Origin of the sequence: Nakamurella aerolata (assembly GCF_013002705.1) — a bacterium.
GTDB lineage: Bacteria > Actinomycetota > Actinomycetes > Mycobacteriales > Nakamurellaceae > Nakamurella > Nakamurella aerolata.
Window position 1 is genome coordinate 304,879 of record NZ_JABEND010000002.1, and the last position, 15,130, is coordinate 320,008.

General features: G+C 70.7%; 15 protein-coding genes and 1 pseudogene. 8 read left to right on the forward strand and 8 right to left on the reverse strand.

All coding sequences use genetic code 11. The features are described 5' to 3' along the window. Positions 1-23: 23 nt before the first annotated feature. From proC to HKD39_RS04605, 3 genes are all read left to right on the forward strand, one after another. Positions 24-929: a pyrroline-5-carboxylate reductase gene (gene proC, locus HKD39_RS04595; protein ID WP_171198651.1), complete on the forward strand. Its 906-nt coding sequence runs from the start codon at positions 24-26 to the stop codon at positions 927-929. Between the two features lie 332 nt (positions 930-1,261). Continuing rightward, positions 1,262-1,492 (forward strand): helix-turn-helix domain-containing protein, encoded by a 231-nt coding sequence (locus tag HKD39_RS04600; protein WP_171198652.1) that lies wholly within the window; start codon positions 1,262-1,264, stop codon positions 1,490-1,492. 346 nt (positions 1,493-1,838) lie between these two features. Beyond that, positions 1,839-1,940, forward strand: coding sequence for a 30S ribosomal protein bS22 (locus HKD39_RS04605; RefSeq protein WP_171198653.1), 102 nt, complete (start codon positions 1,839-1,841; stop codon positions 1,938-1,940). Between the two features lie 233 nt (positions 1,941-2,173). Here HKD39_RS04605 and HKD39_RS04610 read toward each other — a convergent pair whose 3' ends face one another. After that, positions 2,174-3,085 (reverse strand): lysophospholipid acyltransferase family protein, encoded by a 912-nt coding sequence (locus HKD39_RS04610; RefSeq protein WP_425488413.1) that lies wholly within the window; start codon positions 3,083-3,085, stop codon positions 2,174-2,176. Positions 3,086-3,375: 290 nt separating this feature from the next. Beyond that, positions 3,376-4,440, reverse strand: coding sequence for an NAD-dependent epimerase/dehydratase family protein (locus HKD39_RS04615; RefSeq protein ID WP_343074594.1), 1,065 nt, complete (start codon positions 4,438-4,440; stop codon positions 3,376-3,378). Positions 4,441-4,662: 222 nt separating this feature from the next. Between HKD39_RS04615 and HKD39_RS04620 the strand changes: the two genes are divergently transcribed. From HKD39_RS04620 to HKD39_RS04630, 3 genes are all read left to right on the forward strand, one after another. Next, positions 4,663-4,863, forward strand: coding sequence for a hypothetical protein (locus HKD39_RS04620; protein WP_212753961.1), 201 nt, complete (start codon positions 4,663-4,665; stop codon positions 4,861-4,863). Between the two features lie 57 nt (positions 4,864-4,920). Next, the gene (locus HKD39_RS04625) at positions 4,921-5,133 is read left to right on the forward strand and encodes a hypothetical protein (protein WP_171198962.1); all 213 of its coding nucleotides are present in this window, start codon (positions 4,921-4,923) and stop codon (positions 5,131-5,133) included. A 195-nt stretch (positions 5,134-5,328) separates the two neighbouring features. Further along, positions 5,329-5,943, forward strand: a complete 615-nt coding sequence (locus HKD39_RS04630; RefSeq protein ID WP_171198654.1) for a hypothetical protein — start codon at positions 5,329-5,331, stop codon at positions 5,941-5,943. Positions 5,944-5,991: 48 nt separating this feature from the next. Here the strand turns inward: HKD39_RS04630 and HKD39_RS04635 are convergent, their stop codons facing one another. Next, a complete protein-coding gene (locus HKD39_RS04635; protein WP_171198963.1) occupies positions 5,992-6,888 on the reverse strand; it encodes an HAD family hydrolase in 897 nt (298 codons plus the stop codon). 316 nt (positions 6,889-7,204) lie between these two features. Between HKD39_RS04635 and HKD39_RS04640 the strand changes: the two genes are divergently transcribed. Next, positions 7,205-9,967: a class I adenylate-forming enzyme family protein gene (locus HKD39_RS04640; protein ID WP_171198655.1), complete on the forward strand. Its 2,763-nt coding sequence runs from the start codon at positions 7,205-7,207 to the stop codon at positions 9,965-9,967. Between the two features lie 110 nt (positions 9,968-10,077). Here HKD39_RS04640 and HKD39_RS04645 read toward each other — a convergent pair whose 3' ends face one another. After that, complete coding sequence (locus HKD39_RS04645; protein WP_171198656.1) at positions 10,078-10,872, reverse strand: alpha/beta fold hydrolase; 795 nt, start codon at positions 10,870-10,872, stop codon at positions 10,078-10,080. Between the two features lie 36 nt (positions 10,873-10,908). Here HKD39_RS04645 and HKD39_RS04650 point away from each other — a divergent pair, with 36 nt between their 5' ends. Continuing rightward, the gene (locus HKD39_RS04650; RefSeq protein ID WP_171198657.1) at positions 10,909-11,553 is read left to right on the forward strand and encodes a TetR/AcrR family transcriptional regulator; all 645 of its coding nucleotides are present in this window, start codon (positions 10,909-10,911) and stop codon (positions 11,551-11,553) included. On the opposite strand, the gene HKD39_RS04655 is transcribed toward HKD39_RS04650, so the two are convergent. The 4 genes and pseudogenes from HKD39_RS04655 to HKD39_RS04670 form a co-directional block, all read right to left on the reverse strand. Further along, a complete protein-coding gene (locus HKD39_RS04655; protein ID WP_171198658.1) occupies positions 11,527-12,615 on the reverse strand; it encodes an L-idonate 5-dehydrogenase in 1,089 nt (362 codons plus the stop codon). The genes HKD39_RS04650 and HKD39_RS04655 overlap by 27 nt on opposite strands. Then, the gene (locus tag HKD39_RS04660; protein WP_171198659.1) at positions 12,616-13,413 is read right to left on the reverse strand and encodes an SDR family oxidoreductase; all 798 of its coding nucleotides are present in this window, start codon (positions 13,411-13,413) and stop codon (positions 12,616-12,618) included. It abuts the gene before it with no gap. 208 nt (positions 13,414-13,621) lie between these two features. Further along, positions 13,622-14,245, reverse strand: a pseudogene (locus tag HKD39_RS20745) (ABC transporter permease); the annotation flags it as partial. Further along, on the reverse strand, positions 14,242-15,012 hold the full coding sequence (locus HKD39_RS04670; protein ID WP_171198660.1) for an ABC transporter ATP-binding protein: 771 nt from the start codon (positions 15,010-15,012) through the stop codon (positions 14,242-14,244). The gene HKD39_RS04670 and the pseudogene HKD39_RS20745, both read right to left, overlap by 4 nt. Positions 15,013-15,130: the final 118 nt, after the last annotated feature.

The following is a 15,130-nucleotide window of genomic DNA, read 5'->3' on the forward strand; positions in this document are numbered from 1 at the left end:
CGTCGGGATGTCATGCTGGCGGCATGAGCGAGCGGACCGGCGCAGCCGACATCGCAGACCACAACGCAGGCGGTGCCGACAACGCGGGCAGCGCCGACAAGGCAGCGCAGAGCGGCGGGACGGTCCCGACGGTGGCGATTCTGGGCGCTGGCAAGATCGGCGAGGCGCTGCTGGCCGGGCTGCTCGCCGCCGGCCGCGAACCGGCGACGCTGAGCGTCAGTGCCAGGCGCCCGGCCCGCGCGGAGCAGCTGCAGCAGCAGTACGGCGTCGCTGTCACCAGCAATGCCGACGCGGCCGCCGACGCCGACGTGCTTGTCGTCGCGGTGAAACCGCAAGACATCGAACCGTTGCTCGCCGAGGTCGCCCCGGCCATCAGCTCCGGCACCCTGGTGGTGTCGGTGGCCGCAGGGTTGCCGACGGTGCTGTTCGAGCGGCACCTGCCGGAGGGCACCCCGGTGGTGCGGGTGATGCCCAACACCGCGTTGCTGCTCGGCGAATCCATGAGCGTGATCTCGGCCGGCGCGCATGCCGCGCCCGAGCACCTGGATCTGGTCGAGCAACTGCTGGCGGCCATCGGCAAGGTGGCGCGGGTACCGGAATCGCAGCAGGACGCCGTCACCGCGCTGTCCGGATCCGGTCCCGCCTACTTCTTCTACCTGGTGGAGGCGATGATCGACGCCGGGATCCTGCTCGGCCTGCCGCGCAACGTCTCCACCGACCTGATCATTCAGTCGGCGGTGGGAGCGGCGCTGATGCTGCGCGACTCCGGTGAGCATCCCGTTGCCCTCCGGGAAGCTGTCACCTCTCCGGGCGGCACCACCATCTCGGCGATCAGGGAGCTGGAGAACCACGGCGTCCGCGCGGCGCTGCTGGCCGCCATCGAGGCAGCGGCGCGGCGCTCCACCGAGCTCGGCAGGGCCCATCACTGAGCGGGTGTTTCCCGCTGCCTCGGCACCGAATCGGCGGCCGCGGCGGTGCGGACTCCGGCGCTGCCTGCCACACCCCGTAACCCGGTCAAGGTGCGGCGCGCCGACCTGCGTGCTGACCTGCGAAAAGCTCGGTGGCGGCGGCCAGGGAGCGGAAATCTGGAAAAAGACGACACGCCGAAGGCAGCTCCGCCGAAAATGCGTCCGAATGAGATATGTCCAGGTGTCGCATCAGCACCATGAGTACCGCTAGAGTGCACAAAGCACGAGCGCGACCGTGTCCGCCGGAGGGGAAGCCGGCGGCCGTGAACGTGCCGAAAGATGGTGCACACAACATGCCACCACAGCCTGAACAGACGCCCGGCGCTGCGCCGGACGGTGCCCTGTCGGAGATGCGCTTCCTGACCGTCGCCGAAGTAGCCACCCTGATGCGGGTGTCGCGGATGACGGTGTACCGGCTGGTGCACTCCGGAGAGCTTCCCGCGGTACGCGTCGGCCGCTCGTTCCGGGTGCCGGAACGAGCCGTCCACGACTACCTGCAAACCGCGTTCAACGACGTCGGCTGAGTTCGCCGTGACCTTCGATGGCTGAGCCGACCCTGTCCGCCGATGCCTGCCGGCTCACCACCGCCGCGCGGCCCGACGGCGTTGGCCGACTCGACGGTGCCTGCCGGCTCACCGCCGCCGATCGTGCTGATCGAGTTAGGACGCCGGCGATACGGCTGGTGCGGACCGACAGTCCGGCGCCGGTAGACTGTTTCAGCGCTGGTACAGCGCGGCCACCGCTGGTGCGTCGCGCTCGAGGTGCGTCCGCCGGCCCCGGCAGTGGGGCAGCGCGCACGTCCCAGCGCACCCGACCATCGACACCCCGGGCGGCGATAAGCGCTGCTCGTACCTGGAAAGTTGGCAGCACATGGGTTCAGTGATCAAGAAGCGTCGCAAGCGGATGGCCAAGAAGAAGCACCGCAAGCTGCTCCGCAAGACCCGGGTGGCTCGCCGCCGCGCCGGTAAGTGACGGATCGCTGACCCTTCCGCTGCCGGCGCGATTCGCTCCGGCAGTACCGCGGCGCCGGCCGCCACGCTCGTCCCGCACCCCGTTCGCCCACCGCGAGCGGGGTGCGGTGCTGTTACCAGAGGCTGCGGGACGGCCGGCCGGGACAGGGGAAATATCGGCGGCTCAAGGCTCAGCCAGAGAAAGCGACCTGGGCAGATGCCGATCGAGGCGCCGATTTTTCCGTTCGATCGGGCTCAGCCGAAGAACGGGTGTCCGCGCCGCAGCAGCAGGTCGTACAGCGATTGCTGGATGGTCTCGCGCACCCGGTCGGTCAGGTTGAACACCACCATCGGGTCGTCGGCGGCGTCTGGCGGGTAGCCGCTGGTGTCGATCGGCTCGCCGAACTCGATGATCCACTTGGCCGGCAACGGGATCGCGCCCAGCGGCCCGAGTAGCGGGAAGGTCGGCGTCACCGGAAAGTACGGCAGCCCGAGAATCCTTGCCAGCTGCGGGATCTCGGCGATTTTCGGGTAGGTCTCTTCGGCCCCGACGATGGAGCACGGGATGATGGGCACCCCAATGCGCAGCGCCGCCGACACGAAGCCGCCGCGGCCGAACCGCTGCAGCCGGTAGCGCTGCCGGAACGGCTTGCCGATGCCCTTGAAGCCTTCGGGGAATACCGCGACAAGTTCACTCGACTCCAGCAGCCGCTCGGCGTCCGGATTGCTGGCGAGGGTGGCACCGGCCCGCCGGCCGAGTGGGCCGAGCACCGGGGTGTCGAACATCAGGTTGGCGGCCAGCACCCGCAGCGGGCGGTGCGCCGGGTGGTGATCGCGGGTCGCCACCATCAGCATGGCGGCGTCGAGCGGGATGGTGCCGGAGTGGTTGGCGACCAGCAGCGCGCCGCCGGTGCTGGGCAACCGGCTGCCGCCGAGCACCTCGACGCGGAACCAGCGTTCGTACAGCACCCGCAGCGCCGGCATCAGCAGCTGGTCGGTGAAGTCGGGGTCGTACCCGAACTCGTCGATCTGGTAGTCGCCGGTCAGCCGACGCCGCAGAAACTCCAGCGCCTTCGCCGCGTTGCGTTGCCAGCCGGTCAACTCCGCGGGAGCGGCGCCTTCCATGCCACCAGCGGTGCCGTCGGCCGCAACCGCAGCCGCACTCACGTTGCCCGCGCCCTGAGTAGCGCCGTCGGCCGCACCCGTGTCGTCCACGCGCTGAGTAGCGCCGTCGGCAGCGGCGTCGGAGGCCTCCGGGAGATCCGGGCTCCTAGCCGGGCGCTTCGTGGCGCGGCGGCGCTTCGCTTCGGCTCCGCTGTTTCCGGCTTTGCTGCCGCCAACGCCACTGCTTCCAGCGCCGCTGCTGCCAGCACCGCTGCTGCCAACGCCACTGCTTCCAGCACCGCTGCTGCCAGCACCGCTGCTGCCACCCGGTCGGGTGGTCGAAGGACGGCTGTTCATTGCTGACCACTCCGCTCGGTGCCGCCGGCGCCGACGGCGTTCAACAGCCAGTGCTCGGCGGCGCGCACCCGGTCGGTCCCCGGCACCGGAGGCAGCGTTGCGGCGAAATCGGCGAACGCCTCTTCGGTGCTGTAACGCAGCTGGATGCCCAGCTCGTCGCGCAGTCTGCTGGTGTCAAGGCTGCGGCCGTTGGCGAGCAGCTGCACCTGCTCGGGGGAGAAGCCGCCGAGCCGCAGCTCGCCGATGCTGACCGCGCGGAGCGCCCGTCCTACGGTTCCGATTACCGGACCCGGTAGCGGCACCGGCACCCGTCCGGCCCGGCGGATGGCCTGGGCGACCGTCATGGTGCCGGCCCCGGCGACGTTCACCACGCCGGCCCAGTCGCCGACGGTGAGCCGGTACATCACCTCGACCGCGTCCTGCTCGTGGACGAACTGCACCCGTGCGTCCCGCCCGAACAACATCGGAACCGTTGGCGTCAGCGAGAAATAGCGGGTCAACGGCGTCCGCACGCTCGGGCCGATGATCTCGGCGAACCTGGCCACCGCGACCCGTACGTCCGGGCGCCGCCGCGAGAAGCCGCGCAGGTAACCCTCGATGTCGGCGGCATCGCGAGCCGGTCCCGACGACGGCAGCGCGTGCGGCTCGGTCTCTTCGGTGAACACCGCAGGGTCGCGCGGGGAGCCGCCGTAGACGGCAGCGGTTGACCGCACCACCAGGTTTTTCACCGTGGGCGCGACCTGGCAGGCGGCGAGCAACTGCATGGTGCCGAGGACGTTCATCTCTTTGGCCAGCACCCGCGCCGACGCCGACCCGGCAGGTGCCGAGGCGCTCGCGTGCACAACGGTGTCGGCACCTGATGTCTCGATCACCTTGGCAATCAACGGGTTTCGGATGTCGGCGCGCACAAACCTGGCATCGCCGAGCCGGCTGACGGTTGCCGGATCCGGGTTCGCGGCGTCGACCGCGATCACCTGATCGACGCCGGGCTCGCCGGCCAACCGACCGGCAAGCTCGGACCCGAGGAACCGGGTGGCGCCGGTGACCAGCACGACCGACACGCTCAGCTCCTTTCGCCGCGACCGCACGCACAGCGGCCACCTCCGACTCTATGGTGCCCGAGGCCGATCCAACTACGCCCGGGCGGTGGGACGCGGTCCAAAAGCCCCAGGTCGGCAGGGGCCCGACCGATATCCGCGGGCGGTGCTGCTGCCGCGCACCATGCCCTCTCTCCCAGCAACCAAAGTTGACAAGATGACGGGAGGGCAACCATAGTTGACAACGTGATCAAGGGCAGCGCCCGTCGCCACGGAATCGCCGACAGCGATATCCGCCACGCGGTCGCCAACGCGATCCGGGTGTGGCCGATGGACGGTTTCGACATGATCGTCGGTCCGGCCCGCGACGGGTCGCTGATCGAGGTCGGCATCAACCGCGACAGCGACATCTTCCATGCCATGACGGCCCGACGGAAATTCCTCTGACGAGGGGTGACAACCATGACTACCGAAACCATCCGCAGTGACAGCGAGCTGCTGGCAATGATCGACGCCGATCAGGACCAGTCGACAGGTCCCGCTATCGATGGGGCGCCGCTGCGACGCATTGCTGCCGCCGCCCAGGCTCGGGAAGCCGCTCAGCGAGAGGTGTCCGCGGCGGTGACCGCCGCCCGTGACGCAGGGCTGCCCTGGGCGGCCATCGGCGCCGCGCTGGGCATCTCTCGCCAGGCCGCGGTGAAACGCTACGGATGCTGACGCGGTCCTTGGTGGGTGCCGTGCCCACCTACGGTGTGGGGCACGCGGGGGGCATACCGTGCCCCGGTTGCTGTTCTCTCTTCGCCGACGACAGCGCGAGACAGCGTGTCGATGACGATGGATGCCTGGCAACGGCCCAATCGACTTCTCGGCAACTGCCCACCAACTCAGCGCCGCGGTTCTACGCTCTGCCGAATGGCGCTCGCGTTTTCGTCGTGGACCGATCTGCCGCCGTGGCGGGCCGTTTTCGACTCGACGGCGGAGACGCTCACCGTGCACGACCCGGCCGGGACCGCACGTGCCCGGTTGCGCCGCCGGGCCGGACCCGCTGCCGATGCCCAAAGCAGATCCGATGCGCCAGAAGCGGTTTCGAAGGTCCGGCGCTGGTTCACCACCACCTTTGACGCCGACTCGCTCGTGCAACGCCGGGGTCGGCTGGCGGAGGGGCAGAGTGCCCAGCTGGAAATCATCGGTGAGCCGCCGCAACCGGTCACCAATGGCCGTCCCGGCGCGTGGCTGCGTCGTCGCAAAGACGCGTCGTTCGTGATCGCCGGGCGCAGCTACCGGCTGCGGCACCGCGGCCGCCGGCGGACGGAGCTGAGCAGGGACGGGACCGCCGTTGCGCTGCTGCGCCGCCGCGGCCTGTACTGGCGGGCCAGTTACGGTGACGACGCCCCGCGCGCCGGGTTGCGCGCCTTGGCCGCGCTCGACCAGGCCGACGAGCTGGCGGCAGCGCTCGGCTGCTCGGTCTTCGGGCCGCCAGGACGGCCCGGCGCGGCCAGCGCCTTCTTCCGGGAACTGTCTCCCTGACCCCGCTCAGCCCGCGCTCATAGCCGCTTGGCGACCGGCCCGAGTCGCTCAGCGGAGCTTGCGGCGCACCGCGAGCCCACCGGCGACCGCGCCGCTGACCGCGCCGATCCCCAACAGTGAGCCGGCACCGATCTGTGCCGCCTTGCGGCCGGTGCGGAAGTCGATCGACTGCCAGCCGTTGCGGCGGGCGGTGTCGCGCAGCGCCGAGTCGGGGTTCACCGCGACGGCGGTCCCCACGACGCTGAGCATCGGGATGTCGTTGGCCGAGTCGGAATAGGCGGTGCAGCGGCGCAGGTCGAGCCCCTCGGTCGCGGCCAGTGCCCGCACCGCTGCCGCCTTGGCCGGCCCGTGCAACAGGTCGCCGACCAGCCGGCCGGTGTACACGCCGTTCTCGGTCTCGGCCACGGTGCCGAGCGCGCCGGTCAGTCCCAACCGGCGGGCGATCAACTGGGCCAGCTCCACCGGGGTCGCCGTCACCAGCCAGACCCGCTGCCCGGCGTCCAGATGCTGGCGCGCCAGCCGCAGGGTGCCCGGATAGATCTTGTCGGCCATCGACTCGTCGTAGATCTGTTCGCCGAAATCCACGATCTCGTCGACGGTGCGGCCGGCGACGAACGACAGCGCCTCGGCCCGGGAGGCGTGCACGTCGTCCATGTTCTCGCCGCCCAGCCGGAACCTGAGCTGTCGTATCGCGAACTTGACGATGTCCGACGAGGTGAACAGCTTGCGAGCCGCGAGCCCGCGGAAGAAGTGGAACACCGACGCACCCGACATCAGGGTGTTGTCGACGTCGAAGAAGGCGGCAGCGGTCAGGTCGGTGCCCGGGGCGAGCGGCTCGGTGTCGGCGTGGGCGGCCGCGGCGGCCACCTCGGCCGAGGCCTGCCCGGCGATCCGAGCGCGCAGCGCCCGTTCACGCCCGCCCGCTCGACCGAACCGCACGTCGATCACCTCCCGTCAGCGCTCGTCCCGACTGCCCGCGCTCGCGGCAGTGCCGTCACCTTTCGTGCGCCGGTGACGTCGGCCGCGGCGGTCGCGCCGGATTGGTGGTCCGTCCGTTGTGACGGGTTCCGGTGCCACCCAGGGTATCCATTGCCCGGCCACGGCGGCCCGGCGTGGCCCCGCTGCGGGGGAGCCCGGGAGCCGGGCACAATCAACAGTGGTTCGCCCGGTGGCTGCCCGAGCCTCGCGACACCCCACCGAGCCGACCAGTGACCCAACCGTTGAGCCAACCACTGAGCCGACCCGTCCGGATGGAGGAATGATGCCTGCGCCGTCGCGCCCGGTTCCGCCTTCCTCCGGCAACGTCGCCTCCGGCAACATCGCCGAGCTGATCTCGGCGACCGCCGAGCGGCTCGGCGATCGGCCCGCGTTGCTCGCCACCGCAGGCACGGCCACTGCCGCTGGGTCTTTCAGTTGGGCCCAGTGGGATCAGGCGGTGAACACCGGTGCCGCCGAACTGCTCGAGTCCGGCCTGCGACCGGGGGATCGGGTGGTGCTGGCGCTGCCGACGTCGGTGGAACTGGCCGTTGCGGTGCTTGCGGTCTGGCGGGCCGGTGCGGTGGCAGCGCCGATCGACCCGGCCCGGTCCGACCCGCTGACTGCCGCCGAGCAAGTCACCGCGAGCATGATCATCGGGCGGGACGACGGTGCACCCGGTTCCGGGTCGGATGTCGCTGTCGGCGCGCCGGGCGCCGACGCCGCCGGGGTGCGCCGGCTGGCCGCCGCCGACGTCAGCGGCTGGTGGGACGGATCCCGGGCGGCCGTCCCGCCGACCGGCGCCGCGGAGGATCTGGCCCTGCTGGGCCGGGTCGGTGGCCGGCGCCGTCCGGTGATGTTGTCGCACCGGGCGGTGTTGGCGGCGGTCGCCGCGATCACCGAGACCACCGGCGCTGCCGAGTTGCGGCTGGACCCGGCTGATCGGGTGGTGCAGGCACTGCCCATGCACCACGTCGCCGGACTGGTCACCTCGCTGTTGCCGGCGGTCGCGGTCGGCACCGCCATCGTCGTGCCGGACGTCACCACCGGTGACTGGTGGGAAGACGCTGTGCCGCAGGCGATCCGCCGGCACCGCGCGACGGTGGTCCCTGGCTCGCCGGCCACCTTCAGGGCCTTGATGGCGCTACCCGACGCCGAGCGGCAGCTGGCCTCGGTGCGGCTGATGACCAGTGGGGCGGCGCCGCTGCGCCCGGAAGACTGGGGCACGGTCAGGGAGCGCACCGGGCAACGCGTCTGGGAGGGGTACGGCATCGCCGAATCCGCCTCGGTGGTCGCCAGTACCCTGATGACGCCGCGCCCAAGGCCCCGATCGGTCGGGTTGCCGTTGCCCGGTGTCGAGGTGCGCATCGAGTCCGACGGGGGGCCCGGCGCTTCCGTCGAAGCTGTTCCGCGGCAAGGAGATTCCCCGGATTCGGCATCCGGCGGTGCTGACCAGGAACGAGTTGACGCCGCCGCGGCCGGTGCGGTCGTCAACCCGGCCGACAGCGCCGCCCGGGCCGGTAGCGCCGGCAACCCCGCCGGCAACCCCGCCGGCAGCGCCGACAGCCCGGCCGCCGCCGGTGACGCTCACGCCGACGCTGATGACGGTGACGCTGACGACACCGATCCCGCTGACACTGGTAGCGATGCTTATGCCGGCCCGGGCGCCGGTGGTGCCGATGCCGGCGATGCTGCGGACTTTGAGCTGGATTTCGAAGGTGCAGAGGGCATCGGAAGCGTTGGGCGGATTGCGATTCGGGGTCGGACGCTGTTCTCCGGTTACTGGCCCGACGGCAGCGACGGGCCGGGTCCCGATGGTTGGTTCGTCACCACCGACATCGGATTCACCGACGACGTCGGCGAACTGCACCTGGCCGATCGCGCCGAGGACGCGGTGCGGATCGCCGGATTCACCGTGTACCCCAGGGACATCGAGGCGGTGCTGATCGCCCAGCCCGGCGTCGCCGAGGCCATCGTGGTGGGTCTGGCGGCGGACCACGACGGCCGGGTCGTCGCCGACGGAGACACTTCGCCGGAGGACGCCGTGACGGCGCTGGCCGCCGTCGTCGGCACCCGCGGCTCCGACCAGGCCGACGCCGAAGAACTGACGCGGCGACTGGCCGAGCTGCTGCCGGCGTTCAAACGGCCGCGAGCACTGGTGCTGGTCGATCGGGTGCCGCGCACCGAGCTGGGCCGGGTGGATCGGCCGGCGGCCGCCGCGCAGTACCGCGACGAGCTGCTGGCCGTGCTGGCCGCGAACACCGCGGCATCGCGGGCCGCCCAGGCAGCGGAGGCCGCTGCGGCAGAGCATTCAGAGCAGCCAGAGCAGCCAGAACAGTCGCAGCAGTCAAAACAACCGGAGCAGGCCGGCAACGACGCCGCCGCTGCTGGTGAGAGCGCCGCCCGGAGTGGCGGCACCGGAACCGAGCCGGCCGCCTCCGACCGTTCCAGCGACTCCGAACGTGGCGACGGCGCCGACACCGACCAGGCGCCGGAAACCGTTGCGGATAAGGGAATGTCGGGCGATCCGTCCGGCGTCGCCCACCGTTCCGCGCGGGCTGGGCAGGCGGTCGCCAGGGCCGCGTCCAGAGCGGCCGGGCGAGCGGCCGAGTTCGCCGCCGAGTTGGTGCCCGAGCGGCTGGCCGAACGCGCCCGCACTCGCGACGGCAAGCAGCAGGCCGACTCTGCCGACAACGACTCTGCCGACAGGGACAACTCTGCCGACATGGCGCACAAGGACGACTCGACCGACAAGGCCGGCCCGTCCGGTTCGCCGAGTCGCGGCGACCGGTCCGCCGCCGCCGGCGCGACTACCGCCACTGCCGCTGCTACCGACGCCGCCGCGGGTACACCGGCCACCGACCGTGAAGGCGCATCCGGCGGCCGCGATGATGACGGCGGCGGCACGGTGGAAAACCTCAGCCGCACAACAACTCCGGAGCGTGCTGCCAACCTCTCACAGCTGGGTCGGCGCCTTCCCGGCGCCGGCACCCGCCGTGGCCGTACCTCCGGCGACGACGAGGACGATCTGTTCGGCGAGCTGGACTGAGCCCCAACCGCGGCTCAGCCCGAATCCCAGCAGAGCGGAATCCCAGCAGAGCGGAATCCCAGCAGAGCGGAATCCCAGTAGAGCCGACTCCCGGCAGAGCCGGGTGCGGATCAGATCGCGAGCTGGTCGAGCAGCCGGCCGAGGGCAACAGGTGCTTCGAGATGGGCCAGGTGGCCCTGCTCGGGCAGCTGGGTGACGGTGTGGCGGCCCAGCTGGTTCTCGATCTGCCGGAACGCGGCGCCGTACGGGTCGGAGTCGACATTCCGGCTGCCGATGATGAGGTCGATGCGTGTTGCCCGCGAGCCCAGCTCGGCGTCGAGGTCGGCGCGCGACAGGGCGCTCAGCTCGCGGTAGAGCGGCACGCTCAGTCGGCGCAGCGTCGCCCATGCGGGCTCGTCCGTGCGCAGCGAGCGCACGTACTCGGCGGAGAACCCCGACACGTCCTCGTTCACGATCCTGACCGCCGCGTCCCAATCCTGCGCGGCATCCGCGGCGCGCAGCGACGGTAGTGCGGCGTTGCCGAATGTTGGATCGACCGGCTCGTAGGCGATCACCTGCCGCAGCGCGCGGTTCCGGGCGAGCAGCAGGGTGATCAGGCCGCCGTAGCTCCAACCGAACACCGACCGCTGCTCGCCGATCGCCTCCAGCACGGCACTCAGATCGCCAACCTCGGTCGCCATCGAGTAGTCGCGCCCGAGCGGACCGGACGGCGTGCGTCCCCGTCGGTTCACCACCCACACCGACGGCCACGCCGTGACGCTGCTGGCGACCTGCCGCCAGCCGCTGGCATCGCTCATCACACCCGGCACGATCACCAACCCGGGCCCGGACGTGTCGCCGTAGCCGTCGAGGCAGACCCAGCTTCCGTCGGGCCGTAGCAGTCTGTTCTGTATCGTTTGCTCCATAACCCAATTATGGGCCACTCGCTCTACAATTCAACGATGCGTCCTGGCCGGCCTCCGAAGTTCGATCGCGACACGGCGATACTCGAGGCGGCGCGGTTGTTCTGGCGGCATGGCTACGCCGGCACATCGACCCGAGCGCTGAGCGGCTCGCTGGGCATGTCGACCTCAAGCATTTACGCCGCCTTCGGCAGCAAGGCGGGGCTCTTCGAGCTGGCTGTTCGCACCTACGCCGAGCGCTACCGAACCATCTATCGCCAGGCCCTCGCCGAACCCGACTTCGCCGTCGCGCTGGCCGAGTTGTTCCGCCGGTCCGTCGAGGAGTTCACCCAACCAAGCTCGGGGCACCCCGGGTGTCTGGTGAGCAGCGCCGCGCTGACCGACAAGCCGGACACCATCGACATCCGCGCGTACCTGGAAGACCTTTACTCGGATAACAAGCGGCTGCTGCGCACTCGCATCGAACGCGCCCAGCGCGACGGGCAGCTGCCCGTGTCCATCGAGCCGGCCGCGCTGGCCTTGTCACTGCAGGCGGTCTGGCACGGCCTCTCCGCGCAATCGAACTTCGGGCACCCGCGGGCCGACCTTCAGCAGGCGGCAGACATTCTCATCTCGGGCCTGCTGACCCGCCAAGGGTCGACAGGGGTCAAGAAGTCGCTAGCCGAAGCGCAGCAACACCTTTGACGATGCTGCCGGATTCGCGGCAACGTCGAAAGCCTCGAGCGTATCGGCCAGGTCGTACTCATGAGTGATGACCGGGTCGACCACGAGTGACCCGTCGGCGAGCGCGGCGATCACCTCATCGATCTCCTCGTTGAACCGGAACGAGCCGAGAAGATCGAGTTCTTTGCCGATCGCGGCGGCGATCGGCACCGGTTGCGGTCCGGGCGGCAGCAGGCCCACCAGCACCACCCGACCCCCGCGGGCGGTGCCGGCGATGGCGCCGGCCAGCCCGGCGGGATGCCCGCTGGCCTCGATGCTCACGTCGGCCTGGACGGCGGCGATGGCCTGCTCGTCGCGGGCATTGATGGTGCGCTCCGCCCCGAGGTCGGTGGCCAGCTGCAGCGCTCGGTCGATGAGGTCGACGGCGGTCACCCTGGCGCCGGCTCGGCGTAGCACCGCGACGGCGAGCAGCCCGATCGGGCCGGACCCGACCACCAGGACCGACCGGCCGCGCACGTCGCCGGCTCTGGCAACCGCGTGCCAGGCCACCGCGGCGGGCTCGATGAGCGCCGCGGTACGCAGCGGCAGCGATGCCGGCAACGGCCGCAGCATCCGGGTCGGCAGGGCGACCTGCTGGGCGAAGGCGCCTTGGGTGTGCGGCAGATGGGCCGCGCTGCCCAGATAGGTACCGCCGGGGGACAGGTTGGGTCGGTCCGCCGGCCAACGCAGCTCGCCGGACGGGGCCGGTGTCGCCGGGTGCACCGCGACCGGAGTACCCGCCGGCGGGCCCGACCCGTCGGCGCCCGGGAACAGCACCGTCCCGACCACCTCATGACCAAGCACCATCGGCTCCCGCAGCACGGACTGCCCGGCGGCGCCGTCGCGCCAGTAGTGCAGGTCCGAGCCGCAGATGCCGCCGTAGGCGATCGCCACCACCGCCTCGCCGGCGCCGGGCGTCGCGGCCGGCAACTCCGCGAGCCGCAGATCGTCCTTGGCGCGCACCACCACTCCGCGGTTGCCCGGCACCGCTGGTGCGGCGGCGCCGGAGGTGGATGCGGCAGAATCGTTGCGCGAGTGCGACATTCAGACCACCGCCGTCATGCCGCCGTCGACGAACAGCACCTGGCCCTGGACGAAGTCCGATGCCGGGGCCGCCAGGAACACCACAGGGCCGGCCAGGTCGGACAGCTCGCCCCAGCGCCCGGCCGGGGTCCGCTTCGCCACCCAGGCGGAGAACTCCGCGTCGGCCACAAGGGCGCTGGTCAGTTCGGTGGCGAAATAGCCCGGCGCCAACGCATTCACCCCGATGTTGTGGGGTGCCAGGTCGGCGGCGAGCCCGCGGGTGAGCATGGCGATCGCGCCCTTGGTGGCGCTGTACGGGGCGATGCCGGCCCGGCCCAGCCGGCTCTGCACCGACCCGATGTTGATGATCTTGCGTTGCGGCTGTCTCCAGGTGTCGGCGATCCAGTCCCGCGCCACCCGGCGCGACAACAGGAAGGCGCTGGTGACATTGGTGGCCAGCAGGTCGTTCCAGTCGTCGTCGGTGAACTCGGTGATGGGTGCGCGGCGCTGCAGCCCGGCGTTGTTGACCAGAATGTCCAGCGGCCCAACGGTTTCGACAATCCTGCCGATGCCGGCGTCCACCTGCTCGGCGTCGGTGACGTCGAAGGTCTCGGTGAACGTCTGCCGGCCGGCGCCGTCGGCGATCCGCGCGGCGGCGGCAGCGGCGCGCTCGGCGTCGCGGCCGTGGACCACAACGGTGGCGCCGGCGTCGGCGAGCGCCAGCGCCAGCGCGGCGCCGATGCCGCGGCTGGATCCGGTGACGAGCGCGGTGCGCCCGGCCAGGTCGAACGGTCCGGGAGACCGCTGAGTGTCGGTCAAGGCGTTTCACTCCGTCCGCAGTTGCCGTCGACCCGGCTACTACCGTGGCCGTCGGCGTAACAGCAGCGTACTGAGCGCACCGCAGACGAGAAATGGTCGCGCCCGCCGCGGCCAGCGACCCCAGCGGCAACGGTTCGCCCAGCCAGCCGGCCTGCAGCAGCCGCACCATGGCTCCGAACGGGAGCATGGATCCGATGGTTGCCAACGCTTCTGGATAATTTTCGGTGCTGCCGAACATGCCGCCGATCGCACCCGTCGCCAGAAAGATGACCATTCCGATGGCGATCGCCGCGTTGGGCGACGGTGCGATGACAGCGACAAGCATGCCGAGCGCGTACATCGCGGTGACCCCGACGGCGAACGCCGCGACGGTCGGCACGATCTCGACGGGGCGGTGCAGATCGAAGGCGGCGACGGCGACGGCGATCATCAGGCCGGTGCCGGCGACCAACTGAATTGCGCTGACAACAATCTGTGCCAGCACCACCGACGCCGGGCGGATCGGCGACACCGCGAGCGTTTTCAGCACCCCGGTGCGCCGATAGGTCGCGATGAAGCTCGGCATGTTGACCAGCGCGATGATCGCCACCACGATCGAGAGAATTGGTGGAACGACGTAGACGTCGAAGACTCTGGGCCCGCCGGGACGCAGTGGGTCGCGGATCCCGTCGGCAAACGAGTTCGAGATCAGGAGCAACAGCGGCAGCGCGACAGGTATCAGCAGGCCAGCGGTGTCCCTCGCGGTGGCCAGCGCCTCTCCCCGGAGCAGGGCGGTGAAGCCGCGACGGCGCGGCGAGCTGGCCCGGCCGGCGGCTTCTTGCGCGCTGGTCACCGCTGCTCCCCGCCGGTGCCGTCGGACGAGCCGGCTCCGGTCAACGAGAGGTACGCCTCGGTCAGGGTGGCGACCCGAGCGTCGTTGGTCCGTGCCTTGGCGATGAGTTCGGGCGCGCTTGCGTCGGCCACCACCCGTCCGGAGCGCATCACCACGATGCGATCGCACAGCCGCTCCACCTCGTCCATCGAATGGCTCACGATCAGAATCGAGGTCCCTTGTGCCCGTAGGTGTTCAATGCACCGCCACATGCGCTCCCTCGCGTACGGGTCGAGTCCAGCGGTGAACTCGTCGAGCACCAGCACCGGAGTCCGACCGATCAGCGCCGTCGCCAGCGCCAATCGTTGGTGTTGCCCTCCGGAGAGCCGGCCGCTGCGGGTTCCGGCCTGCTCGGTGAGCCCGACGGTGGCGAGGAGATCGGCCACCGGCCAGGGCCGCGGGTAGAAGCGGCTGTAGATGCTGAGGATCTCGCGGACGGTGAGGGCCTCATGGAAGACCGGATGCTGCAACTGCACGCCGAGGACCCGCGAGACGCCGTCGCGCTGTCGGCTCGGATCGAGGTTCTCGACCAGGATGGTCCCGCCGGTGCCGGGGACGACGCCCGCGATGGCGCCGACCAAAGTGGACTTCCCGGCGCCGTTCGGACCGAGCAGTCCGACGACTTCGCCGCGCCGTACCTCGAGGTCCATGCCACGCAGCACCGACAATCGACCGAAGCTCTTGGTGACGGCCCTGGCGGAGATCGCCGGCGGTGCGGATGAACTCATGCGACCGACCGTAGGCAGCCGATCGAGGCCGCGCAGGTACCCGCGGTCATCGGGTTCGTCGCTGGCGGCCCATGACTTCTGGCACTCTCGCGCGCCGCCGGTACTGCCTATTCTTGGG